Source organism: Neorhizobium sp. BT27B (genome assembly GCF_050455485.1).
In the GTDB taxonomy this organism is placed as follows: domain Bacteria; phylum Pseudomonadota; class Alphaproteobacteria; order Rhizobiales; family Rhizobiaceae; genus Neorhizobium.
Map to the genome: position 1 here is coordinate 93,953 of NZ_JBCIYT010000002.1, position 26,283 is coordinate 120,235.

General features: G+C 59.3%; 18 protein-coding genes. 11 read left to right on the plus strand and 7 right to left on the minus strand.

Annotated elements, in window-relative coordinates; genetic code table 11:
• Positions 1–206: 206 nt before the first annotated feature.
• Positions 207–1,319: an acyltransferase family protein gene (locus AAIH70_RS05930; protein WP_132271279.1), complete on the plus strand. Its 1,113-nt coding sequence runs from the start codon at positions 207–209 to the stop codon at positions 1,317–1,319.
• On the opposite strand, the gene AAIH70_RS05935 is transcribed toward AAIH70_RS05930, so the two are convergent.
• Positions 1,280–2,473, minus strand: coding sequence for a glycosyltransferase family 4 protein (locus AAIH70_RS05935; protein WP_132271280.1), 1,194 nt, complete (start codon positions 2,471–2,473; stop codon positions 1,280–1,282). The genes AAIH70_RS05930 and AAIH70_RS05935 overlap by 40 nt on opposite strands.
• A gap of 14 nt (positions 2,474–2,487) precedes the next feature.
• The gene (epsC, locus tag AAIH70_RS05940; RefSeq protein WP_165931906.1) at positions 2,488–3,066 is read right to left on the minus strand and encodes a serine O-acetyltransferase EpsC; all 579 of its coding nucleotides are present in this window, start codon (positions 3,064–3,066) and stop codon (positions 2,488–2,490) included.
• Positions 3,067–3,302: 236 nt separating this feature from the next.
• Here epsC and AAIH70_RS05945 point away from each other — a divergent pair, with 236 nt between their 5' ends.
• The 8 genes from AAIH70_RS05945 (at position 3,303) to AAIH70_RS05980 (ending at position 16,007) form a co-directional block, all read left to right on the plus strand.
• Positions 3,303–4,472: an acyltransferase family protein gene (locus AAIH70_RS05945; protein WP_132271282.1), complete on the plus strand. Its 1,170-nt coding sequence runs from the start codon at positions 3,303–3,305 to the stop codon at positions 4,470–4,472.
• Positions 4,462–5,604, plus strand: a complete 1,143-nt coding sequence (locus AAIH70_RS05950) for a glycosyltransferase family 4 protein (RefSeq protein ID WP_132271283.1) — start codon at positions 4,462–4,464, stop codon at positions 5,602–5,604. The genes AAIH70_RS05945 and AAIH70_RS05950 overlap by 11 nt, the downstream gene beginning before the upstream one ends.
• A gap of 57 nt (positions 5,605–5,661) precedes the next feature.
• Complete coding sequence (locus tag AAIH70_RS05955; RefSeq protein WP_132271284.1) at positions 5,662–6,921, plus strand: hypothetical protein; 1,260 nt, start codon at positions 5,662–5,664, stop codon at positions 6,919–6,921.
• A 167-nt stretch (positions 6,922–7,088) separates the two neighbouring features.
• Complete coding sequence (locus AAIH70_RS05960; protein ID WP_132271285.1) at positions 7,089–8,096, plus strand: NAD-dependent epimerase; 1,008 nt, start codon at positions 7,089–7,091, stop codon at positions 8,094–8,096.
• Between the two features lie 86 nt (positions 8,097–8,182).
• A complete protein-coding gene (locus tag AAIH70_RS05965; protein ID WP_132271286.1) occupies positions 8,183–9,547 on the plus strand; it encodes a hypothetical protein in 1,365 nt (454 codons plus the stop codon).
• A 384-nt stretch (positions 9,548–9,931) separates the two neighbouring features.
• Complete coding sequence (locus tag AAIH70_RS05970; RefSeq protein ID WP_132271287.1) at positions 9,932–14,098, plus strand: hypothetical protein; 4,167 nt, start codon at positions 9,932–9,934, stop codon at positions 14,096–14,098.
• A 143-nt stretch (positions 14,099–14,241) separates the two neighbouring features.
• Complete coding sequence (glf, locus tag AAIH70_RS05975) at positions 14,242–15,387, plus strand: UDP-galactopyranose mutase (protein ID WP_207908206.1); 1,146 nt, start codon at positions 14,242–14,244, stop codon at positions 15,385–15,387.
• Positions 15,384–16,007 (plus strand): class I SAM-dependent methyltransferase, encoded by a 624-nt coding sequence (locus AAIH70_RS05980; RefSeq protein WP_132271288.1) that lies wholly within the window; start codon positions 15,384–15,386, stop codon positions 16,005–16,007. Before glf ends, AAIH70_RS05980 begins: the two co-directional genes overlap by 4 nt.
• Positions 16,008–16,241: 234 nt before the next feature.
• On the opposite strand, the gene AAIH70_RS05985 is transcribed toward AAIH70_RS05980, so the two are convergent.
• The 5 genes from AAIH70_RS05985 to AAIH70_RS06005 form a co-directional block, all read right to left on the minus strand.
• Complete coding sequence (locus tag AAIH70_RS05985) at positions 16,242–17,309, minus strand: siderophore-interacting protein (RefSeq protein WP_245518974.1); 1,068 nt, start codon at positions 17,307–17,309, stop codon at positions 16,242–16,244.
• A 57-nt stretch (positions 17,310–17,366) separates the two neighbouring features.
• Complete coding sequence (locus AAIH70_RS05990) at positions 17,367–18,146, minus strand: ABC transporter ATP-binding protein (protein ID WP_132271289.1); 780 nt, start codon at positions 18,144–18,146, stop codon at positions 17,367–17,369.
• 89 nt (positions 18,147–18,235) lie between these two features.
• Positions 18,236–20,407 carry a TonB-dependent siderophore receptor gene (locus AAIH70_RS05995; RefSeq protein ID WP_132271290.1) on the minus strand — a complete coding sequence of 724 codons (2,172 nt, stop codon included), beginning with the start codon at positions 20,405–20,407 and terminating at the stop codon, positions 18,236–18,238.
• Positions 20,408–20,571: 164 nt separating this feature from the next.
• The gene (locus AAIH70_RS06000; protein WP_132271291.1) at positions 20,572–21,453 is read right to left on the minus strand and encodes a helix-turn-helix domain-containing protein; all 882 of its coding nucleotides are present in this window, start codon (positions 21,451–21,453) and stop codon (positions 20,572–20,574) included.
• Positions 21,454–21,552: 99 nt separating this feature from the next.
• Entirely contained in the window at positions 21,553–23,424 is a 1,872-nt protein-coding gene (locus AAIH70_RS06005) for a chloride channel protein (RefSeq protein WP_132271292.1), read from the minus strand.
• A 301-nt stretch (positions 23,425–23,725) separates the two neighbouring features.
• Between AAIH70_RS06005 and AAIH70_RS06010 the strand changes: the two genes are divergently transcribed.
• A complete protein-coding gene (locus AAIH70_RS06010) occupies positions 23,726–25,255 on the plus strand; it encodes an ABC transporter substrate-binding protein (RefSeq protein ID WP_132271293.1) in 1,530 nt (509 codons plus the stop codon).
• A gap of 86 nt (positions 25,256–25,341) precedes the next feature.
• A complete protein-coding gene (locus tag AAIH70_RS06015) occupies positions 25,342–26,283 on the plus strand; it encodes an ABC transporter permease (protein WP_165931907.1) in 942 nt (313 codons plus the stop codon).

Sequence of the window (26,283 nt, forward strand, 5' to 3'; positions counted from 1 at the left end):
GGTTTGCACCGTTTCAGAACAGGTGGCGGCTAGAGTCGGCCTTAAGCGAAATAGTTGATTTCGCGAGGATATCCAGCGCGCAAACAATGTTTCGGCCTGATGAAAGGCATAATCGCTCGAATCTATGTCATCGTCATGTTAGCTTTGCATTGCGAAAAGATTTTGGCTTGAAGCGCTCTCACATAGCGCGATGAACGGGAAAAACCATGTCGCAGGCAGAAGTCCTTGGCCGCGGAAACTACGTCGTCAACGTGCAGATCCTGCGGTTCTTTGCGGCCTTTCTCGTCGTTTTCGCGCATGCGCATGCGGAGGTGTTGAATGTCGCGGCGCGCAGCGGCGGCACGTTCGGTGGCATCGGCCTTCTCGACTGGGGGCTGGGTGTCGACATCTTTTTCGTGATCAGCGGTTTCATCATGTATTTCATGATGCATGACCGCTTTGGCCGTGCCGGTGCGCCTATGGATTTCCTGCGGCGACGGCTGGTGCGCATCGTGCCGCTCTACTGGATCTTTTCGACGCTGATGCTGGCATCGATCCTCGCCGCCGGCAGCCTGATCAACAACAATGGGCTGGATCTCCGCCACATCATCGCCTCCTACGCCTTCATTCCCTTTCCGCGCGCCGATGGCGAACTGTTTCCGCTTTTGTCGCTCGGCTGGACACTGAATTACGAGATGTTGTTCTACGCCGTTTTTGCGCTGGCGCTCTGCCTGCGCAGGTCGGTCGGCATTGCGGTGATGCTGGTGCTGTTTGCGATCCTGTGCACGACGGCGGTGCTGGTGCCGGATCAGATGTGGCTGATCAAATTCTGGGGCAATGGCATGATCGGCGAGTTCCTGCTTGGTATCGGTCTGGCCGCTCTCTACCTCAAGGGATATCGCCTGCCGCTCGGCGTGATGCTTGCCATGATCGTTGCCGGGCTGGCGCTGGCGATCTGGCTTTATCAGATTTCGGCCTACGAACACGTCACCCGCCTCATCACCGGTGGCATTCCGGCGATCCTGATCACGGCTGCCGTCGTGCTTGGCCCGTCCGCGCCGGGTTCGCGGGTAACGCGTGCCCTGGCGCTGGGTGGTGATGCCTCTTATGCCCTCTACCTGTCGCATCCGTTTGCGCTCAAGATCTTTGGCGTTGTTGCCGCCAAGCTGGGCCTGCCGCTGATCGGCATTTTTGCCGGCGGGCTGGTCGTGTCGATCATCGGATCGATTGCCGTGCATCTGCTCTTGGAAAAGCCGATGGGCGCATGGCTGTCGCGTCTGACGAAGCCGAAAGTACCGGTTCAGGTGGCTTCCGCCACGGTCGGCATCAGCGATCGATAGATTTTTCGGTATTCGCCAACGACATCATCGAATACCCGGCCGGGGCGGTCGCGCAGGTTGTCGTGGGCGGCGAGAACGCGTGCCGGATCTTCGACCAGAGCTTCTATTGCCTTGGCAAAACCTTCGGCACCGGGCGGCACGACCCAGCCGGTCACGCCATGCTCGATGACTTCGGGAATGCCGCCGAAACGGCTGCCGAGAACCGGACGGCCCGCCGCCAGTGCATCCACCAGTGCCAAGGCGCCGGGCTCTTCCCAGATGGATGGGATGGCGACCACATCGACCGTCGCATAAAAATCCGAGGGCGAGACGAAGCCGACAAAATCGAGATCGGCATTGGGAGCCAAGGCTCGCAGTCGCGCTTTTTCGTCATCGGGTACATTGCCGGCAAGCGCCAGAGTCACCGTGCCGGGCTTTTGCCGCGCAACGGCCTCGACCAGCAGGCCAACACCCTTTTCCTCGGAAAAGCGGCCGAGATAACCGATGCGCAGCGGCATTTCCGGCAAGGGCCGAGGGGAGAAGGTGATGGCGGGGTTGGGCACATTGCGCGCCACATGTTTTGCCGCGCGGGCAAACAGCCCGTCCTCCAGATGAAGATCCAGCGTGCGCTGGCTGACGCTGACCACGGCATCGACCTTTTTTGCACGTCGACGGCGGCCGGTAGTGAGCGCGGTACAGGCCATCCCGCATGAGCCTTCGCCATGGAAGCGGGAACAGCGCGGACAGGTTAGGTAATAATCGTGCAGCGTATGCACGGTGGGGATTTTTTGTCTCTTCGCCACGCGCCAGATATCGGCGGTCAGGCCGTTGATCGTGTTGGAATTGATCACGTCCGGGCGAAAATCGTCGAGCAACCTGCCGATATCGGGATGTGCGGTCTGCCAGTCATCGATGACGTGCCAGAGCATGCGCGCCAGCGGGTTCTGCTTCTCCTGAAACGGTGGAAACAGGTTGCGCACGGGGATGAATTCCACGCGCACACCGTTGACGAATTCGCTCTCGCGTTTGCCCTCCAGCGAATTGCAGACGACCATCACCTCGTCGCCACCGGCAACAAGCGCCTCGGCAAACTGGCGGGCAAACACTTCCGCGCCACCGACGATTTTCGGGTGTCTTGGTGTGGGGTAAAGGGCGCTGAACAGGGCGATGCGCATCGGCGCGGTTCCCTTCACGCGGCCGGACTGGTGGTGACGGTATTGTCGGCGACCGGTTTGGGGCCGATGATCTTTGCCGGAATGCCCATGGCGACTGAATGGGGCGGAACGTCCTTGGTGACGACCGCATTGGCGCCGATCGTGGCACCTTCACCGACCGTGATGGCACCGACCACGACGGCACCCGCCGAGATCGACACGCCATCCTCGATCACGGGATCACGCGGATCTTCCGCTGCCTTGCGGCCGATGGTGACGTTTTGCAGGATGGAGACATTGCGGCCGAGCGTTGCCGCGCCGACGACGATGCCGAACGGATGCGGCACGTAAAATCCGCCGCCGATCTTTGCCGCCATGGCCAGTTCCGAGCCGAAAAACACGCAGCTCCACCACCACAGGATCCGGCGCAGAAGACGTCCGACCAACGGAATTTTCACCACCATTTCCTGCAGGCGGCGGGAGAAGACGAACTGGAAACCGGGGGTGAGCAGGAACATGCGCAGGGTGAAGCCGAGGCCGGCCGATGTCCTGTTTTCACGAAGCGCATACCGCTTGAGATCGGCCTTCACCTTCTGGAACGGCGTTTCCGTCATGTCGATCCTGTCTCCGCAAACTTCGTGGCCAGACCGCATTTTTGCCCGGTCCGCCACTTAACAACGTTGGTTAACACTGAAACGTGTCGCTCGAATTTTGTTTCGATATAGGTCGCCGATTGCTCTGGACGATATCTGATCGGGAATTATATGCAACGCAGCATTACGCTTGACGGGGTCGCCTTCGTGAACCAAGACTGGCGCTGCAAATACACCGGATCCGGGGAGTATGGCGCATGAAAGAAGGGCAGATCAGGTTCGACGCCCTCGATTCCTGGAGAGGCATTGCCGCTCTTCTGGTCGCGCTGTTCCATTTCCAGGCGGCCGGGTTTTTCTATGATTTCCCGCTGGTCCGGAACGGCAATCTCGCTGTGCCCTTCTTTTTCGTGCTGAGCGGTTTTGTCATCACCCATGCCTATCGGACATCGCTGTCCAGCGGCAATGACGGGTTACGTTTCGTGATCCGCCGCTTTGGCCGGCTCTATCCGCTGCATATTTTCACACTCGGCGTTTTTGTCCTGCTGGAACTGGCAAAACTGTTCATGGCGGCCCGCGCCGGGCTGCATAGCAGCGAGGGTGCGTTTGCAGGCACCAACGATATTCCGTCACTGATCGCCAACATCTTTCTGCTGCAGGCGGTCATTCCCTTTCCGGAATTGACATGGAATGCCTCGAGCTGGTCGATCAGCACGGAATTCTACACCTATCTCCTGTTCGTGGCGGTTTTCATTCCGCTTGGGCGCTATCGCATGTGGGGATCGGTTGCGGTTTTCGTGTTGTCCGGCCTGCTGCTCGTTTGGCTCGATGCCTATCACCCGGACCTCAACCTCGCTTCGGGTCTCGGCCTCGTCCAGTGCATCTTTGGCTTTTTTGCCGGCAACCTGACCTATGAGCTTTATCTGAAGCTGCGGCAGACGAATGCCGTGCAGGGCACAGTGCCCGAACTGCTGGCAACAGCGATCATGCTGCTGCTGTTCTGGTTCAAGCCGCATTACACCACGTTCAACATCCTCGGTTTTTCTGCGGCGATCCTGCTGTTTTCCTATGAGCGCGGCACGGTCGCCAGACTGCTGCGGGTCAGGCCGTTGCTGTTTCTCGGAAAGCTGTCCTATTCGATCTATCTCGTCCATTTCATCGTGTTTTCCGTCATCTTCGCCGGAGCCAAGATTGTGCAGGGGAAGATCGGCACGCCGCTCATCGAGTTCGATGGTGTGCACGAGCGGCTGGCCTTTGGCCCGGCCGGGCTGATGGATCTGATGGCGCTGGGCTATCTGGCGGCAATCATCATCTGCGCCTGCTTCACCTATTATTTCGTCGAGGAGCCGGGTCGGGATTTCTTCAACCGGCTTTCCCGGCGCATTACCGGCGCCCGCGCACCGATCGGGCAGGGCGCCAATGCCGGCTGAAGCGATTGCAGGTTCCTCCCGCACAATCTTCATCAACGGGCGCTTTCTCGGCCGCCCGGTGACTGGGGTCGAGCGTTTCGCCGGCATGATTTTACGCGAGATCGATGCGGCGCTGACGCCCGCCAATGCCGAGCGTTTCGTGGTGCTGGCGCCGCAGGGTGTGGCGCGGCCGGATTGGCTGAGGGGTGTGGGTTTCGACAATGTCGGAAGCCGTTCGGGTCATGCCTGGGAGCAGACGGATCTTTGGCGCGCCGGTCGCGGTGGCGTGCTGGTCAATCTGTGCAATTCCGGTCCCGTCCTGCATGGGCGGCAACTGACAGTGCTGCATGATGCGCTGGTCTATCGGCACCCGGAAAACTTTTCGCGGGCTTATGGCACGTTCCATCGCCTGCTCGGGCGGCTGCTGGCAAAGCGCGCCAATATCGCCACCGTTTCGGATTTCTCCCGACAGGAATTGTCGAAACTGCTCGGCGTGCCCAAGGGGCGGATCGGGCTGGTGCCCAATGCCGTCGATCATGTTTTCAGCGTCGAGCCGGATGTTTCGGTGCTTCAAAAAATCGATCTCGAAACGCGGCCGTTCTTTCTGTTTGTCGGCTCGCCCGCCAACAACAAGAACCTCGCCGGTGCCATACGCGCTTTCGTCGCGCTCGACAGGCCTGATGTGGCTTTTGTGATGGTCGGCGGGGCGGCGAGCACGTTCGCAAAGTCGCTGCTGGGCGATCTGCCGTCCAACGTTGTCAGCACCGGCCGGCTGAGCGACGAGGAGATACAGGCGCTTTACCGCAAGGCCGCAGCTCTGGTGTTTCCGAGCATTTACGAGGGATTTGGCATTCCGCCGCTGGAGGCGATGGCGCTCAGTTGCCCGGTGATCGCCAGTGACATTCCGCCGGTGCGCGAAGTCTGCCGCGATGCGGTCATCTATTTCGATCCCTTCCATGTGGCGTCGATCACCTCGGCCATGCGCGATGTGGTCGACGGAACTGTCGATATCGCCGCCGTTCGCGAGAGAGGATCGGCGCGAACAAAGGATTTCTCATGGAAAAACAGCGCCGGGCGGCTGCTGGCGATGGTGGATGACATCGATCGCAACGGCCGGATTTCAGAGCAAACGGATATCGGCATTCTCGATTGAGACTGGCGCTGACGAGACCATGCGGCAGCGCTGCCGCCTTTTAGGACATACCCATCGATGCGAATTCTGAAGAAGCTGAACAGTTTTGCGAACCTTGGCCTGCGGGCCTCGACGCTGGTCTTTCGCTTCCTGCTCACCTTCTACATCGTCAAATATCTGGGCTATGAGGCGGCCGGTATCTATGGCCTGACGCTCGGTGCTGTTGGCATCATGCCGGCGCTGATCGGTTGGGGGCTGAACTATTTCGTTGCCCGCGATGCGGTCGGCGTGCCGGTCGTGACGGCGGCGGCAAAGATCAAGACGCGGCTGGTGGTGACGACGATCTCGCTGACGCTGGCGACGCTGCTCGCCATCGGGTTGGCGCTTGCCACCGGTTATCCGCTCACCGCCATCTATATCCTCATCATCGCGCTGGTCTGGCTGGAAACCTATGCGCTCGACCTGCATGTGCCGATGATCGCCATGGAAATGGCGCTGCAGGCCAACATTCTGGTGTTTATCCGCTCGGCGCTGTGGGTGCCGGTCATTGTCGGGCTTGGCCTGTGGTTGCCGGAACTGCGTAGCCTCGAAGCGGTGTTTGCCAGCTGGATCCTGAGCTATGTCGCGGTGTTTGCGGTACTGTACTGGCTGATCCGCAAATGGCCGCTTCGGGAAATCGCGAAAGCGCCGCTGGAAGGCGAATGGATCAAGGGCCGTTTGAAAAAATCCTGGTTCATCTATTTCAGCGACCTCGGCCTTGTCGGGCTTGTTTATGCCGATCGTTACATCGTTTCCTTCATGCTCGGGCTGACGCTGACCGGCGTTTATACCTTCTACTGGTCGCTCACCAATGCGCTGCAGACGCTGATGACCACGGCCGTGGTGCAACTGGCGCTACCGGTGCTGTTCAAGGCCTATAATGCCGGTTCGGCTTCCGACTGGAAGCGCATCATGAAGAACCAGTTCATCAAGGTGGCGGCGCTCTCGGTGGTGCTGGGCGCCGGCGTCTTCGTCGCCAGCGAAATCCTTATCCACTTCCTCGACATGAAGGATGTCACCGAATACCGCTCGATCTTCATCATGCTGCTGCTGGCCGCCGTCATCCGCTCCTGCTCGGATCTTCTGAATGTCGGCCTCACCAGCATGAAGAAGGACAATCACTACGCCACGATCAATCTTCTCGGCGTCTTCCTGTCGGTGGGCATGGCCTTTGCCATGATCGAAATCTTCGGGTTTGCCGGCACCGGCATCGCGGCGCTGGCCACGGCGATCCTTGTCGCCATTGCCCGCGCCATCTTCCTCTTCAGGTTCTCCCGCACCATCGGGGTGGCGGCATGACCGCTTTCCCCAAAAGTGACAGTCTCGCAGATTTATGCTGCGTTGCGGTAGACAGGGCTTGAACCATTGATGTACGTATTAGCTGTCCGTCAAACGACCCATTGCGGCGGCAGCCAGATCAACCTGGTGGGGGTCGTTTTGACCCCACATCGCGCGAAAGGGTAAACATGCGCTATCTCATTACCGGCACTGCGGGCTTTATCGGTTTCCATCTGGCCAAGCGGCTGCTCGACGAGGGCCATTTTGTCGTCGGTTTCGACGGCATGACGCAATATTACGACACCAAGCTCAAGGAAAAGCGCCACGAGATCCTGGCGCGCTCGAACGGTTTCAAGGCCGTCATCGCGCAGCTGGAAGACAAGGATGCGCTGGACAAGGCCGCCGAGCTTGCCGAGCCGGATGTGATCGTCCATCTCGCCGCCCAGGCCGGCGTGCGGTACAGCCTCGAAAACCCGCGTTCCTACGTGGATTCCAATCTCGTCGGCTCGTTCAACATCATCGAGCTTGCCCGCCAGATCCAGCCAAAACACCTGCTTCTGGCCTCGACCTCGTCCGTTTACGGCGCCAACGAAAAGATCCCGTTTGCCGAAAGCGACAAGGCCGACGAGCAGATGACCATCTATGCCGCGACCAAGAAGTCGATGGAGCTGATGGCGCACAGCTATGCGCATCTGTTCAAGGTGCCGACCACCGCCTTCCGTTTCTTCACGGTTTATGGTCCGTGGGGCCGGCCGGACATGGCGCTGTTCAAGTTCGTTGATGCCATCCGCAACGATCGCCCGATCGATATCTACGGCGAAGGCAAGATGAGCCGCGACTTCACCTATATCGATGACCTCGTCGAGGGCATCGTGCGGCTGATGGCCGTGCCGCCTTCCGAGGAAAACCGCGTGGTTGCCGAAGGCGTTACCGATACGCTGTCGCAGCATGCGCCTTTCCGCGTCGTAAATATCGGTGGTGGCCAGCCGGTGGAGCTGATGCGTTTCGTGGAAACCATCGAGGAGGCCATGGGCAAGCCGGCGATCCGCAACATGCTGCCGATGCAGAAGGGCGATGTTCCGCGCACTTTTGCATCGCCGGACCTGCTGGTGGCGCTGACGAAATTCAAGCCTGAACTCGATCTGGATTATGGCGTTCGGCGCTTTGCCGAGTGGTATAAGGAATTTTACAGCTAAATTCGTGACAATGTCACAGTTTTGCCAGATGATAAGTTTATCAGGCATGCGCCTGATGCTGATCTGACGGCCTTTGGGAGCGCTGGATGCGGAAGACAACGGCAAAAGCCTGCATAGCGGTTACAGCCATGCTGATGCTTCAGTCGGGTGTCGCGCTCTCTGCCGACAGCGCTTCAACCTCCTTCGACCGGGCGGATCTCGTTGCCCGGCCGGAGCCTCTGGTCATCGGCGTCGGCGTGCATTTCGGCATTGGTGGTGAATACAATTACGTGGCGGGAAAGACCGCCGCGCTCATCAAGGATATGGGCTTCGCCTCCTATCGTGATGATCTCGCCTGGCCGGCATTCGACCAGCCGGGCGCGAAACAGGGCAGGCCGGAGCCAAAGCAGCTTTTCGATTTCATGAAGCTGAAAGCGGCACGGCCGTTGCTGATCCTCGGCCATGGCAATCCGCAGGTGGCGGGCGGCGATCCGCCGATCACCGAGGCGGGGCGCAAAGCCTTTGCCGATTTTGCGGCGCGGGCAGCCGCTGCGGCAGAGCCGTTCGATCCGATTTATGAAATCTGGAACGAATGGAACCTGACGGCGCGTTTTTCGTTGCCGTTTTTAATCGGACCGGGAAAACCGGATGATCCGCGTGCCGCGATGCATTATGCAGCGCTCGCCAAGGCGGCCGTTCCGGCGATTGCGGAAGCTGCGCTCGGTGCACCGCTTCTGGTTGGTGCGGTCGGTGTGGACAGTGGCTGGCAGTGGACCAAGGCGGTTGTCAATGATGCTGCCATAGTGGCGCCCGCCGGGTTATCTGTGCACATGTATAATCATTGCGAGCCGGATGTGGCCAAACGCAATGCCACCGAATTGGTGGACCGGCTGGAAGACTTGCAGAAAATGCTGTCTGGGAAAGACGGCAAACAGGTACCGGTTTCGGTGACGGAATTCGGCTGGCCGACAGCCAAGCAGCCCTGCGTGATCGACGAACGGGCGCAGGCCGATAATATCGCGCAATTCCTGTTGTGGTCGGCCGCCACGCCCTGGATGAAGGGCGCCTGGGTCTATCAGTTGAAGGATCAGGGCCGCGACAAGAACGATCTGGAGGCCAATTTCGGTCTCTTCGACTACGATTACAAACCCAAGCCGGCGGCTTGCGCGGTGCGCGAAGTGATCCGTCTGGTGAAGGATGCCAAGGCTTTTCACCTGAGCCGCCCGATGCCGGATGTTTTTGTTCTGGCGATGGATGATGGCAGTGACGTGAGACTGGCAACATGGACGACACGCGCAGAAATCCGCGCGGACATGTCGATGCCGACTGCTTCTGCGGTCAAGGCGCAGGTCCTGTGCGCCGCCGAACCGGTTGCCGATGCGGCGCATTTCGAGATTGGAGCGACACCTGTTGTGGTGGAACTCGCAAAGAATACGAACATTGATTTTTCAGCAGATATTTCAATGAAGTAAAGCTTTTTTCGCCTGCGTTCGAAGCGGGTGGAGCATGATTTCGGCGGCGCAAGGCCGACCGAGCCGGTGCAAGAGCAAGCGGACGCAGTTTCGCGCTGCCGGCAGATTTACCAGGGAGGAATGCCGCGATTGTCCCCAAGGGGGCATCGTGTCCCGGCTTTGGGCCGGCAGATTTGGAGCAGCGCCGCGTGGGATGCCTTGTCGCATCCCCGGCTGATGCTCCGTGCCATTGAGGCACGTTTTCCGGTTTCGCGACGCGGAAGTGTCCGAAAAGCGATCAGTTCCAGATCGTTAAAATGCAATCCAATCCCAAAAGGGGCGATTCAGAAGTTCATGTTTCACTAAATTACCGAACGGGGATGAATGATGTCGGATAATCGTACAGTGGTAAGTGCCTCAACCTTCGTGAACTCCATTGGTATCAATACCAAGGGTTCCACCTATAGCGACGGCTACAAGAATTCGAGCCTGATCGTCGAGAGTCTCGAATATCTCGGCGTCAACAAGGTGCGGGATTCCTTTGCCGAGCACGGAAAGGCCTCGCCGGTGGTCGATGCCATGGCAGATGCCGGCATCCAGTTCGATTTCCGTGTGACCTATACGCTGCCGGGCAAGGGCGACGATGGCATCGAAGGCCATATCACCGGCCTGAAGGCATTCATGGCCAAACATCCCGGTTCGGTTATCGCCGTCGAGGGCGTCAACGAGGCCAATGTCAACAGCGTTACCTATAACGGCATGGTCGGGCTCGATGCCGCCATCGCCTTCCAGAAGGCGCTTTATACGGCAATCCGGGCCGAGCCGGAGTTGAACGGCGTCACCGTCATCAATCTCAGCCTCGCCTATGACAATCTGGCCGATTATGCCAAGCTTGGCGATCTGGGTGACTATTCCGATGCGGCGAATGCCCATACCTACACTCATACCGGCAAGGATGCGGATAGCCAGGTCGAATACACGCTGGATCTTGCCAAGGGCGCTTCTGTCGGGGACCGGCTGATCGTTACCGAGACCGGCCATACGACGCTGAAGAGCGAGCCCGGTATCGGCACCAGCGAGACGGCGCAGGCCAAGCTGCTGCTCTCCGACCTGCTGCTGTCCTATGAGAACGGTGCGTCCGAAACCTATATCTACGAACTGTTCGACAACGAGGCGAGCCGCGATCGCGGCGAGAAGGAAGTCTATTTCGGCCTGTTCGAACAGGATGGCACGCCGAAGGAAGCGGCCATCGCGCTGCACAATCTCACCACCATTCTCGGCTTCGGTGATGACGGCACGGCCGATGGCATCATCGATGTCGACTACACGCTGGCAGGCGCACCTGCCGACACCCATTCCATGCTGATGGAAAAATCCGGCGGCGTTTACGACCTTGTCGTCTGGCGCGATGCGCTGGTGTTTGACGATATCACCGACACGGATATCACCAATCCGCCGACCACGGTGACGATCAATCTCGGCCGCACCGAAAGCATCATCCGCGTCTATGATCCGATGCAGGGCCTGACGCCGATCGCGGTTTACCAGAATGTCAGCTCCTTCACGATCCCGCTCAGCGACAGTCCCCTGATCATCGAGGTCGGAGCGCCTGAGGCGGTGCATGAGCCGGTTACCACAGTCGATGCCGACCTCAGCATGACTGCTGCCGAGTTCGTGTCGCAGATGCACAAGCTCGATGATGCGCAGGGGCTGCAGACTGTGACGCTGACGGATGGCAATGTGCTTGCCGTCTCATCGGTCGAGACCATGGCCTATATGATCGCCAATTACGGGGCGTTGCTGGCCAAGGTGCAGGGCGGCTTTTCGTTCACTGTCACCTATGGCGAGGCACAGTGGACCAAGGTTCAGGAATTCGATGCGGCCGGCAACCTGACACTGACCACCGATTATGGCATCGACGGCGGCATTCCGGTCAGCAAGATCAACTATTATACGGATGGCACGCACGAGACCTGGAATTACCACATCACCGGTCAGGACTACGCGACGATCCACCAGAAGTTCGACACCAACGGCAATATCACGCTTTTGGAACGTCTGAACGCCGATGGTTCGTTCAACTACCGGGAAATCCGCTCGGCCGACGGCACCAAGGAGTACATGTATTACAACGCCGCCGGAAAACTGGTGAACGACGTGACGGTGACCACCGATGGCACCAACACGACGCTGACCTATGATCCGGCCACCGGCAATCTGATCACCAAAATGGTGAAGGAGGCCGATGGCGATATCTTCACCACGCAATATACCAATGGTGTGAGGACCGTTTACGCGGTGACCAGCCATGAGGGCTGGAAACAGCAGATCACCTATGATGCCACGACCGGCCAGATGCTGACCGATTACGTGCTGCAGTCGGACGGCAGCGCTTCGAACAAGACCTATGTCGGTGGCGTGCTGATGAAGCTCAACACCAAGAATGCCGATGGCACCTATGACAACTGGTCCTACAACATCAAGGGTCAGGCCTATGAGACCATCCACCAGAAGAACGATGCGGCCGGCAATATCACGCTGATCGAGCGCTTGCGTGCCGATGGCACCCATGAATATCGCGAGGTGCGTGCGGCGGATGGTTCCAAGGAGTTCTTCTATTACAACACCGCCGGCAAGCTGGTGACGGATGTGCAGGTGGCCTCTGACGGCACCAGCACGACGTTTACCTACAACCCCGCCACCGAGCAGGTGATTTCCAAGGTCGTCAAGGAAACCGATGGCGACGTGTTTACCTCGCAATATACCAATGGCGTGCGCACGCTGTATGCCGTCACCAGCCATGAAGGCTGGAAACAGCAGATCACCTATGACGCCAAGACCGGCGTCATTCTGGTGGATTACAAGCTCAACGCCGATGGCAGCGCGACGAACAAGACCTATGTCGGCGGCGTGCTGACCAAAATGAACAGCCAGAATGCCGATGGCACCTATGACAGCTGGAATTACAACATTACCGGCCAGACCTATGTGACCATTCACCAGAAGAGCGATGCCAACGGCAATGTCACGCTGATCGAGCGGCTGCATGCGGACGGTACCTACGACTACCGCGAAATCCGCACCGTCGATGGTGCCAAGCAGTATCTCTATTACGATACGGCAGGCCGCGTGGTGAACGACGTGCAGGTCGCGGCAGACGGCACCAACACCACGTTCAAATACGATCCGTCCAGCGGCAGCGTGATTTCTAAAATGGTGAAGGAGCCGGATGGCGACCTGTTCACCAGTACCTATGTCAACGGCGTGCGCACGCTTTACGTCGCCACCAGCCATGAGGGCTGGAAACAGACCATCACCTATGATGCCAAAACCGGCATCATGCTGACCGACTATATCGCCAATGCCGATGGCAGCGCGACGAACAAGACCTATGTCAGTGGCGTTCTGACCAAGGTGAACACCCAGAATGTCGATGGCACGCTGGACAACTGGACCTACAACATCACCGGGCAGACCTATGCGACCGTGCATCAGAAGAACGATGCAGCCGGCAACATCCTGCTGATCGAGCGGCTGCACACGAACGGTACCTATGATTACCGGGAGGTTCGCTCCACCGATGGCAGCCGCGATTACATGTATTACGACAGTGTCGGCAGGCTTCAGAACGACGTGACGGTGGCGGCGGACGGCACCAACACGACCCTGAAATATGATGTGGCGAGTGGCCACGTGATCACCAAGATGGTCAAGGAACCGGACGGCGACCTGTTCACCACCAGCTACACGGACGGCATCCGCACCGGTTACAATTACGTCGGCCATCTGGGCGACAAGCATACGACGACCTATGACAAGGCCGGCGTGATGCTGACCGACTATGTACTCCACACCGACGGCAGCGCCACCAACAAGACCTATGTCGGCGGCGAGCTGATGAAGCAGAACATCCTGAATGCCGACGGCACGATGGACAACTGGGCCTATAACGTCACCGGCAAGACCTATGTCACCGAACATCAGTCCACCGATGCGGCCGGCAAGGTTCTGCTGATCGCCCGTTTCCACGAGGACGGTTCCTACGACTACAAGGAACAGCGTTTTGCCGATGGATCGAAGGATATCAGCACCTACGATGCCAAGGGCACGCTTCTCTACAATTCGGAGATCGAGGCCGATGGTTCGCGCATCGTCCACGCCTACAAGCAGGATGGTACGGGGCAGGTGTGGAGCGACCACATGAGCGCCAGCGGCACCATCCTGTCGCGGGACATTTCCCATGCGGACGGACGCCACGACCTTTATGCCTATGCCAACGGCCAGACGCTGGATGGCGGTGCCGGCAACGACACCTTCTATTTCCGCACCACCAGTGACGGAAAGATGCTCTACGAAGGTGGCAAGGACACGGTGTTCAACTTCAACAACGATGCCAGCGGCCCGGACTACATCGATATCGACAGCAACTGGGCGGCCACGTTCGATGATCTCAACATGACGCAGCAGGGCACCGATGTGCTGATCGAGTTCAACGACCAGAACTCGATCTTGATCAAGCAATCGACCATCGCCGCCCTGCAGCAGCACCACGATTATTTCGTCTTCAGCTGATTTCCGCTGAGCCGACGACATTCGGACCCGTCGCCGCGCAAGTGGCGGCGGGTTTTCTGTTCATGATTTTTCTCCGCGCCAAGTGCGGCTTTGCCATGGGCATGTCCGGCCTTATGGTCGCTCGCAGTCACGGCGGGGGCCCCATGAGTTTTTCGAACCACGACATCATCATCGTCGGCGCCGGATTTTTCGGTGCCACCATTGCCGAACGTGTGGCAAACGAACTCGGCAAACGCGTGTTGCTGATCGACCGCCGCCGTCATATCGGCGGCAATGCCTATAGCGAAAACGACCGCGAAACCGGCATCGAGGTGCACAAATACGGCGCCCACCTTTTTCATACGCCCAACCGCACGGTGTGGGATTATCTCAACCGCTTCACCCAGTTTACCGACTACCGCCACCGGGTGTTTTCCGCCCACAAGGGCCAGGTTTATGCGATGCCGATCAATCTCGGCACGATCGGCCAGTTTTTCGGGAAACGCATGAGCCCCGACGAGGCGCGGGCGCTGGTTGCTGAACAGGCCTCCGAACTGAACGGCAGCGAGCCGCAGAACCTCGAGGAAAAGGCGATTTCGCTGATCGGCCGGCCGCTCTACGAGGCGTTTATCCGCGGCTACACTGCCAAACAGTGGCAGACCGATCCGCGCGAATTGTCGGAAAGCATCATCACCCGCCTGCCGGTGCGCTATACTTTTGACAACCGCTATTTCAATGACCCTTACGAGGGTCTGCCGGTTGATGGCTATACGGCGATTTTCGAGCGCATGCTGGGTAATCCGCTGATCGAAACCCGGCTTGGAGTCGACTATTTCGATGTGAAATCTGAAGTCCCGGAGGGCGTTCCGGTCGTCTATACCGGCCCGATCGACCGCTATTTCGATTACCGCGCCGGCGAGCTGAAATGGCGCACGGTCGATTTTGCCGAAGAGGTGCTGCCGGTCGGCGATTTTCAGGGTACGGCGGTGATGAACTATGCCGATGAGGATGTGCCCTATACGCGCATTCTAGAATTCCGCCATTTCAACCCGGAACGGAATTACCAGACGGAAAAAACCGTCATCGTGAAGGAGTTTTCGCGCTTCGCCACCCGCGCCGACGAGCCTTATTACCCGATCGACACGGCCGAAGACAAACGCACATACCTTGCCTACAAGGCGCTGGCGCAAGAGGAGAGGAACGTCATTTTCGGCGGGCGGCTCGGCACCTATCGGTATCTCGACATGCATCAGGCCATCGCTTCGGCGCTGAAATCCTTCGAAAACGAGGTCAGGCCGGCGCTGACATGAGTGCATCTGCGGAAGCGTTCATTCGCGACAATTTGCGGATTGAACCGGCGCGGCTGATACCGGAAATTTCTCTCTACACCGCCCATCCCGGCAGCGGCTTGAGCCAGCTTATCGGCGATGCGGATGCGCCGCCTTACTGGGCCTATGGCTGGGCCGGCGGCACCGTTCTGGCGCGGCATGTTCTGGATCAGCCGGAGTTGGTGCGGGGCAGACGTGTCCTCGATCTCGGCTGCGGTTCCGGCGTGGTGGGTATTGCGGCTGCAAAAGCCGGTGCTGGGCAGGTGTTGGCTGCCGACATCGATGCCAACGCCGTGGCCGCAACCCGGCTCAATGCGGTGCTGAACGGTGTGATGATCGACATTGCGGAGGGTGACCTGATTGGTGGCCCGTTGCCGGGTGTCGATGTCGTTCTGGTTGGTGATCTGTTTTACGACCGCGAGACGGCGGCAAGGGTTCTGCCGTGGTTGCAGGCCTGCGCTGCGGCCGGGATCGCTGTGCTGATCGGCGATCCTTTTCGGGCGCATCTGCCGGAAGACAGTCTGCAACTTGTCGCCGATTACGAGGTGCCGGATTTCGGTTCGGGTGCCGGTGGCAGGGCAGGGGTGTTCAGCCTGTCCTGAGCGGCGGGGAGATCGGGTATGATAAAAGACCCCGCCCCAAACCTGACCGGGGCGAGCCACGAGTCTCGCCCGTCCTTCGGACCCCCACAAGGGGGAGGGGCTTAACCCGGGCGCTCTGCTGTGGCTCAATTGGGGCAGGCGTTTGCCGCAAGTTTTCTCCCCCCTTGTGGGGGAGATGGCCGGCAGGCCAGAGAGGGACTTTCTTCATATGCGATAGCCCCGCCCTGAATATCATCAGGCCTTGGCTTTCGCCTTCTGCCAATAGGCGCTGATGCTCATCTGCTTGCGGTCGTGGCCGCGGCTTTTCAGGAAATCGCGGATGGCGCGGGCCTCGGTCTTTTCGCAGCCGCCCCAGATATAGGTGCCTTCCGGTGCCGTCTCTGCTGCTTCCTTCACGCGGGCTTCGAGCAGCCGCATCGTGCCGGCCTTGCCGCCATTGCGGTGCAGCCAGGTGATGTCGAGCGTGGCCGGTGAGACGAGGTCCTGTTCTTCCGCCGGATTGTCGATCTCGATAAAGGCGCGGATGGCGGAGGTTTTTGGTGCTTCGGCGACCATGCGGCAGATGGCGGGCAGGGCCGCCTCGTCGCCGGCCAGAATGATCGAGCGGGCATGCGCCACGCCATCTCCACCCGGCCCCATGATGCCGATCACGTCACCCGGCTTGGCGGAAACGGCGAATTCAGCGCCCGGCATCGGCTCGCCATCGCTTTCATGCAGCACGAAATCGATATCCAGCTGGCCGCGTTCGCGATCGACGCTGCGGATCGTGTAGATACGCACGGCGATATCCTTTTCATCCGGCCATGCCACTCGGCCATCCGGGCGCATGCCCGGCCATGCAGGCTCGCCGTCATGCTGCGGGATCAGCAGGCGCACATGCAGGCCGACGCCGATGAACTGTTCGACATTGCGGCAGGAGACGGTGACGCGGCGCATATGCGGGGTAATGTCGGCAGTGGATACCACGGTCGCCTCGCGAAAACTCGGCAGCGCATCCGGGTTCGGTTCTTCCGCCCAGGTCAGTTCCAGCGGCTCGTCACCGGCGAATTCGAACAGGTGTTCGGCGATCATGCTGCGCGCCGACACGATGAATTTTTGGGCCGGGCAATCGATTTCGATAGCGAGCTTGTTGCCGACGATGTCGATATCGGCATTGCCGATGATGGTGATCAGCTTTGCGCCGCCTTCGCGGCGAACGACGTCGGCATGTTCGACAAAATGTTCGCAGATCTCATCCAGCATGCGCTGGGGATCGGCTGGAATGGCGGTGCCGGAGAGAGTGAAGCGTTCAGCCATCATCATGGACGTAAGTCCTTTCGGTTAAAAGCAAAACAGATGCGGGCGGCGATTGCAGGCGCCTCAGAGAAGATAGCTGACCGGCTCCTGGCGAACCGGATGCATGAAGACGCCCATGTCGATGCCAAAAATTTCCTGCAGCATGTCGGCGCGGACGATATCGGACGGTTTTCCGCGCGCGACGATACGGCCATTGCCGAGCGCCACCATGCGATCACAGTAGCGGGCGGCGAGGTTGATATCGTGCAGCACGACGATCACCGTGAGGTCACGTTCATGGCAGAGATCGTGGACCAGCGACAGGACGCTTGCCTGATGCGAGAGATCGAGCGCCGAGGTTGGTTCATCGAGCAGGATGCAGCGGGCATCCTGTGCCAGCATCATGGCGATCCAGGCGCGCTGGCGTTCACCGCCGGACATGCTGTCCACCAGTCTGTCTTCGAAGCGGACGAGATCGGTGCGCTCCAGCGCTTCATCCACCTTGGCGCGGTCGGCATCGGTGAAGCGGCCGAGCGTGCCGTGCCAGGGAAAACGGCCGAGCGCCACCAGTTCGCGCACCGTCATGCCATCCGTCTGCGGCGTGAACTGCGGCATGTAGGCGAGGTGACGGGCAAAGGCCCTGGTGCCCCATTCGCCCGAGGCCTTGCCGTCCCACAAAATGTTGCCGCCGGTCGCGCCGATCTGGCGGGCGATGATTTTCAGAAGCGTGCTCTTGCCCGATCCATTCGGCCCGACAAGGCCGTAGACATGGCCCGGCTCCAGCGACAGGTCGATATCGTGCAGGATATCCTTGCCGGTTGCCGAATAGTTGATGCCGGAAAGGGATAGGAACGTCTGGGCCACGCGAAAACTCCGATCGGATACGGAAAGGGGCGGAAGGATGATTTCCTTCCGCCCCCGGTTTCCTGCAAAACCTTTCCGCTAATGTCAACTTACCAAGTCTTGCTCAGCTTGAAAGTGATGGTGCGGGCGTCGCCGTAACCGCATGCGCCGTTGGTGCGGCAGGATTCCACATAGGTCTTGTCAAACAGGTTGGTGACGTTAAGCGATGCGGCCCAACCGTCCTTTTTGTAGCGGATAGCCGCATCGAAAATGGTCGAATCCGGCACCTGCAAGGTATTGAGTTCGTCAGCCCAGGACTGGCCCTTGTGACGCACGCCTGCACCAAGGCCGAGGCCTTCAAATGCACCTTCCGTCACGCTGTAATCCACCCACATCGAGGCCATGTAATCCGGCACGACATAGGGCGTCTTGCCGATGAGGTTCGGGTTGGGGTCGTTTCTGGTGACTTCCACATCATTGTAGCTGAAGGAGCCGAGAAGCTTCCAGTTTTCAGTGATATTGACCTTGCCTTCAAGCTCGAAGCCCTTCGATTCCACTTCGCCGAGCTGGTCGGTAAACGGTGCGACGGGGATCGATACCGAATTGTTCTTCTTGTTGATGTGGAAGACCGAAGCGGTGAACGATGCATCCATGAAGGTCGGATCGTATTTGATACCGGCTTCGTACTGTTCACCTTCTTCCGGCTTGAGCGGGCCCTGGGCACCACGGCCAACCAGCGGGTTGAAGAAGGTTGCGGCGCTGACATAGGGCGTCACGCCGTTGTCGAATTCATAGGCCAGACCTGCGCGGCCGCTCAAGGCGCCGTCGGACTCCTTGAAGCTGCCGGCCGGGGAGAGCTTGTTGTCAAAGTCGGTATGGACATAGTCGTAGCGGCCGTTCAGCGTGACCAGCCAGCCGTCGCCGAAGCGAATCTGATCCTGAGCGTAGAAGCCCACCTGATTCATCGTGACGTTTTCATTGTAGAGCGCGCCGGGCGTCGGCTGTGTCTGACCGTAATTCGGGTTCAGGACATCAAGATTGCCATTGTACGGCTGGGCCGGAAAACCGGCGCCGAAGACGGAGTTCTGAACATTATCGATCTTGTAGAGGCGATAATCGACACCGGCCATGATCTTGTGCGTTGCGCCGCCGAGGTCGAATTCGTTCTCGATGCGGTTATCCCAGGCCAGCGTATCGGCAGACGTATCGCCGGTGAAGCCGATGCGCTGCAGCTCGGTTGGGCCGGCCCACAGATACGGGTAGATGAGGTGCTCGTATTTATCGAGATGGCCATAACGTGCGTTCGAGGAGACCTTCCAGCCGCCTTCGAATTCGTGCTCGAACTCATAGCCGATCATCTGCTGGTCATAACGGCCCTTGTCGAGGTCCGGTTCACCGGGGAAGAACTTGCGGGAAATCTTGCCGACGCCGGGGCGATCGACGACCGTGCCTTCGTAAGGCAGGAAGCCGTTGCCCGTGTGAACCTGATCGAGGCCGCCAGCATAGGCCCAGATCGTGAATTTCGTGGCGTCATCGGGCGCGATGGTCAGCTGCGGCATGATGAAGCCGCGTAGATCGTTGGTGAAATCGGTGTAACCGTTGCCACCGGCAATCTTACCGGTCAAGCGATAGGTCATCGTCTCGCTAGCGCCGACCTTGTCGGAAATATCAAAGCCGGTAAAGGCGTTGCCGTTCGTGTTGATGCCGGCCTCGGTGTAGTAGTAGGGCTCATCCGTCGGGCGCTTGCGGACCATGTCGACGATGCCGCCAGCATTGGCGCCACCGTAAAGCACAGATGCCGGACCTTTGAGGATGTCGACCCGCTCAAGCATAAACGGATCGACCTGGAAGTTTCCGAAGCCGTAAGCAAAGAGATTGAGACCGTCGAGATAAACGCCCGTCTGGCTCGCATCGAAGCCGCGGATGTAATACCAATCGGTATCCGGGTCGGTGCCAAACGTCTGGGTGGCAACGCCGGCCGTGTAGCGCAGCGCCTCATCGACCTTGTTCACAACGCCTCGGTCCTCAAGCTCTTGACGGCCGACAACCGAAACCGCCTGCGGAACCTCATTCAACGGCGTATCCGTCTTGGAACCGGCCGTTGTCTGCTTGGCCACATAACCTTTCACCGGACCGGTGCCCGTTCCATTGCCCTGACCTTCAACCACGATGGTCTGCAACTGCGTTGCATCCTGTGATGCAGCCGGCCACGCCGCCATGATCGCGATTGCCGCGGCCGAGGCCTTCATGCCCATGTTCAAAAACTTCGAATGCTTACGCATTTGCACCCCTTAACGCCCCATTTACTGCATATAAGTTGAGGAATTAACTCAAATTAGGATTTGCGGATTGCCGCTATCGGGGAAAATTGAAGCTTCTTGGGCAAATTTGAACGTTATGGGCAAATGCCTGCAAGGTGTTGCCAAAAGGGCAGATGTTCGCCAGCTCAAGCGGTCTGCGTCCGTTTCCAACGGGCCGGGGTCGTGCCGAAATGCTGTCGGAAGGCGCGGGTGAAATGCGCCTGATCGGCAAAGCCGGTTTCGGCGGCGATTGTTGTCAGCGGCTGGCTGGAACCGGTCAGCAAGGCCTTTGCCTTGTCAAGCCGCGCCTTCATCTGCCATTGATGCGGCGCCATGCCGGTCGAAACCTTGAACGAGTGGCTGAAATGCGATTGCGACAGGCCGGTCAGCTCGGCCAGTTCCTCAAGGCGGATATTGCGCAGGCAATGGGCGTCGATGAATTCGGTGGCGCGGCGCAGTTGCCAAGGTGCCAGCGCGCTGCGCTTGCGGGTATTGGCTTTCTCGATCTTCAACGCGGAAATGATCAGCGCTAGGCACAGGCTGTCGCCATACAGATCGTGTAGTGGTGTCGGATTTGCAATTTCCGCGGTGATCAGTTCGGCCAGCGACATGATGCCGGGATGGGCAAACAGCAGGTTGGGGTGATTAAGGCGATCAGGGTCGATTTCGTCCATCAACCGGCGGCCTATACCGGTCGCATCGAAATGAAGGTCGAGATGGCGAAGGCGCTGCACGCCCTCGATATCCACCCATAGTTCCATATCGGCGGGAACGTAGGAGATCGGGCTGGTGCTTCTGTCCTGGCGGCCCCCGCCATCCGTAGGGGACCGTTTGACCGTCGGGCAACCCTTGCCGCTATGATCGAGGACGATAAACAGGCGCGGATCCCGAGCGACATAATGTCCACCGGCATAGGAGCCGCATTCGACATCCCAGAGGTCCGCAACAATGCCGTTCCAGGCACGGCGATGCAGGCTGCCGACGGCAAAGCCCTCGATCCTGTTCTGCATCCGTGGCTGGAATGTCATGAAAGCCCCCGGCCAATCTCATTAAACCTTCCCATATTTATCAAGTATTGCTTGGATTAGCAATTGCCGGGTGGTCGCAGACCTTTGGTCTGGCGCTGTTCAGATGCTATCGCCCACCATTTCGCGGCGGCGCAGTTCCAGTTCTTCCGAATAGCGGCGCAAAGTGTGGCTTTCGGTGAGAAGCCCGACCACCTTGCGCTCGATCAGATTGTCGATCACGGCGAGCGCTTCGCTCTGGCTCTTTTCGAATATGCCCGCTGCCTGCTTGGCGTTCATCTGGGTCTGCAGCACGTCGTTCTTGAAACGGATGTATTTTTCTAGGCTGTCATCGTGATCGTCGGCATCGGTCAGCGCGTTGTGGACTTCCGGCACCAGAACCATGCCGGCATATTTGCCGGTGTCGTCGACAATGATCACCCGCTGGGTGGCGCCGAGCGGAAAGTCGCGGCGGAAATCGCCGAGCGACATGGTTGCCAGCGCCGTCTTGACGTCGGAGCGCATCATGCGGCCAACGGTGAGGTTGCGGATCCAGCCGACATCGTGGGCGCTGCGAATGCTTTCGCCGCGCAGGTGAAAGCGCCATGTGGCGAATGAGTAGCCGAATGTGGTGCGCACGATCAGCGACGAGGTGATGACGGCGGCGAGCACCAGTGCGGTGATGGGAAAGTCGCCGGTCAGTTCCAGTGCCAGAAACGTCATGGTCAACGGGCCGCCGATGATGGCGACGGCCAGCGCGCTCATTCCGACAATGGCAAGTACGACGGGGGCGAGCAGGACAAGGCCGATCGCTGCGGTGGAAAAGGCGAAGATTTTGCCCAGCAGCGCGCCCAGAAACAGCGAGGCGAAAAACAGGCCGCCACGGAAACCGGCGCCGATGGAAATGGCCGAGGTCGCCGCCTTCATCAGGAAAATGGCGATCAGCATGGGAAGTGCTACATCATGCGCCAGGTTGAGATGCAGCGCGCCATGGCCGCCGGACATGACCTGCGGGCTGATCATCGCGAACAGGCCGACGACGATGCCGCCAAGCGTTGGGCGGATCCAGGCGGGGATGGAGCTTTTGCGGGAAAGCTCCTCGATGGTGGCGACGCCTTTCATGAGGACGATGCCGACGCCAGCGCAGCAGGCACCGAGGATGATGGCGGGCACGAAATCACCGGGCGAAACGCTCTGCAGCATGCCCATTTCGACGATGAAACTGATGTCGATGAACTGGCGGGCGACCAGCGTGGCGACCAGTGCTGAAACGACGACGGGCGCGAGCGAGGCGGTGGTGTAGGAGCCGATGACCAGCTCGAAGGCGTAGAATGCGCCGGTCAGCGGTGCGTTGAAGGCGGCGGAAATGGCGCCGGCGGCACCGCAGCCGACGAGGATGCGCATATCGGCGCGACGAAGGGAAAGCTTGTTGCCGATCTTGGAGGCGAAACCGGCGGCGAGCTGGGTGTAACCGGCCTCAAGGCCGACGGATGCGCCAAAACCGTTGGAAACGAGGTTCTGGTAGACGATGATAAAACTGTCGGTGAGCGACAGCTTTCCGCCGTGCAGGGCATTGGCCTCGATCGGGTCGACCATCGGGCGTTTGCGGAAACGGGCCAGAACCAGAATGGTGATGCCCAGAATGATGCCGCCGACGATAGGTGCAGACAGAAGCAGGATCGTGTCGCCGACCTCGGATGAACTCAGCCTTTCACCATCCGCAATGCCAAAAATGCGCTGGTGCATGGCGGCAGCCGCAAGGTTCATGGCGGTGACGACAAGACCGGATATGACGCCGATGGCGGCGGCGATGACGATGATGCCCCATTCGTTGCGGCGCACGAGAATGCGCAGGTCGAGGCCGGCCAGATATCGCCAAAGGATCCGCAACCGCAGGGACGCCCTATCCGAAATGCCCGTATTTCGTGGAGAAGTCTGTTCCTGACCCGGTGCCGGGATTTCGGAATCTACCTGTGGCTGGGGCGGCGGCGTCATTACGGTAACCTGGGGCTATGCCCATTGGATGCGAATACGGATGTGCGGCGGGATAAGGCAGGACTTAGGCGGTCAATGCCATTTTCAAGCCCGTTGCCACTCTCTCTAGCCAAGTAAATGTGGCGAAAGATCAACGAAGCCGCCGCTGCGACCGATGCTGTCGCAGATGGGATGCCTGTTCCGCGATGCCGCGTTTCGTCGCCGCGCACGGAAAGGGAGGATTGACAGACCGGTCGCTTGGGTTATTCTGTTATAAAAATGCACATAACATAATAATGGAACACAAAACCGGGAGCCTATCATGAGACTGAAGCTCGCATTCCTTGTTGCCACGGCGCTGATCGCTGCGCCTACTCTTACTTTCGCCCAGGAAAAGGGTGGCGTCATCAATGTCGCGACAATCGGCGAACCGCCGACGCTCGATCCGATGGCCTCGACCGCCGATCTGGTCGGCATCGTCACCCAGCACATTTTTGAAACGCTCTACACGTTCGACAAGGGCTGGAAAACCACGCCGCTTCTGGCCGAAAGCCTGCCGGAAATCAGCGCCGATGGCAAAACCTACACGATCAAGCTGCGCTCGGGCATCAAGTTTCATGACGGTTCCGACATGGCGTCGGACGATGTCGTCGCCTCGCTGAACCGCTGGGTAAAGGTTGCCTCGCGCGGTAAGCAGGCGGCCTCCTTCCTCGACAAGATCGAGGCGACCGATGCCTCGACCGTCAAGATCACGCTGAAGCAGCCTTATGCGCCGCTCGTGTCGCTGCTGGCCTTCAACAATTCGGCGGCGATCATTCTGCCTGCGGAAAAGCAGGACGAACCGATGAAGGAATTCATCGGCACCGGTCCCTACATGCTGAAGGAACGCAAGGCCGACCAGTATATCCAGCTTGCCCGTTTCGACGGCTACAAGTCGCGCGGCGGTGACGCCGATGGCTACGGTGGCGCGCGTCACCAGTATCTCGACGAGATCCGTTTCGTGCCGGTGCCGGACGCCAATACCCGCGTCGAGGCCGCCGTTTCCGGCCAGTACGACTATATCGATCAGTTGCCGGTCGAATCCTTTGCCAAGGTGGAAGGCGCCTCGACCGTCGAACCGGTCGTGCTGAAGCCGTTCGGTTATCCGGTTTTCGTGTTCAACACGGCGGAAGGTGTCGCCAAGGATGTCGCCATGCGCAAGGCGATCCGTCAGGCGCTGAGCATGGAAGACATGCTGGCAGCCGCTTTCGGCAGCACTGATTTCTACACGCTCGACGGCAATATCTATCCGAAGAATTTTGTCTGGAGCACCGATGCCGGTGTCGAGGGCAATTACAATGTCGCCGATCCGGAAGGCGCCAAGGAAGCTGCCAAGGCTGCCGGTTACGACGGCGAAAAGCCGATCCGCATTCTCACCAGCCGCCAGTACGAGTTCCATTACAAGATGGCGCAGGTGGCGGCCGAATATCTGAAGCTCGCCGGCTTCAAGGTCGACATGCAGGTGGTGGACTGGGCAACACTCACCCAGCGCCGCGCCGACAAGGGCCTTTGGGATATTTATATCACCCACAGTCCGTTCCTACCGGAACCGGCGCTGATCGGCTCGCTGGCGCCAAGCTCGCCGGGCTGGTGGGATACGCCTTTGCGCAAGCAGACGGTAGAGGCCTTCTCTGCCGAAGCCGATCCGGCCAAGCGTCTGGCGCTGTGGGCCGATGTGCAGAAGGCCATGTATGAGGAAATCCCCTACATGAAGATCGGTGATTTCAACGCCGTCGCCGCCAAGAAGAAGACGGTCGAAGGTGTCGAGGCTGCTCCGTGGCCCTACTTCTGGAATGCTTCGATCAAGAAGTGATCCTTTTCGAGGAGGCCGGATGCTGCCCATGAGGGCGGCTCCGGTTTCGAGAATGTGCCTCCTGAGGGGCATGGGAAGAAAGCTCTATGATCCGTTATATTCTCCAGCGCCTGGCCGGCATGATCGTCGTGATGTTTCTCGTCGTGACCATCGTTTTCGTCATCGTGCGCGTCACGCCGGGTGATCCGGCTGCCGTCATGCTCGGGCCCGATGCGTCGGCCGCCGATATTGCCGACCTGCGCACACGATTGGGCCTCGACCAGTCTCTGGCCGTTCAATACTTTTATTATATCGGCCAGATGCTGAAGGGCGATCTCGGCCAGTCGATCTTTCTCAATATGCCGGTGACTTCGGCCTTGCTGGACCGCGCCGAACCGACGTTTTTCCTCACCATTTTTTCGCTGGCGATCGCCACGATCATCGCGCTGCCGATCGGCATCTATGCCGCCTATCGCCGTGGCTCGTTTGTGGATCAGGCGGCGACGACAATCGCCATGCTGGCGGCGAGCATTCCCAGCTTCTGGCTCGGCCTGATCCTGATGCAGTTTTTTGCCGTGCGGCTGAACATCTTTCCGGTCTCCGGTTATGGTGGGCCGGGCTCGAGTTTCATGGATCGCATGTATCATCTGACCTTGCCGGCCTTTGCGCTCGGCATCGTCTCATCGGCGCTTATCCTGCGCTTTACCCGTGCCTCGATGCTTGACGTGCTGGGTGATGATTACATCCGCACCGCCCGCGCCAAGGGGCTGGTGGAGCGCCGGGTCATCATGAAACATGCGCTCAAAAACGCGCTGATCCCGATCCTCACCGTCATCGGCCTTACCGCTGCCGTGCTGATTTCAGGCGCGGTCGTCACCGAGACCGTGTTCGGCCTGCCCGGTGTCGGCAGCCTCGTGGTCTCGGCCGTGCTGCGGCGTGATTATCCGGTCATTCAGGGAGCGCTGCTGGTTATCGCCGCGCTCTATGTTCTCATCAACTTCGCGATCGATATGCTCTATCTGCTGATCGATCCCCGCGTGCGTTATTAA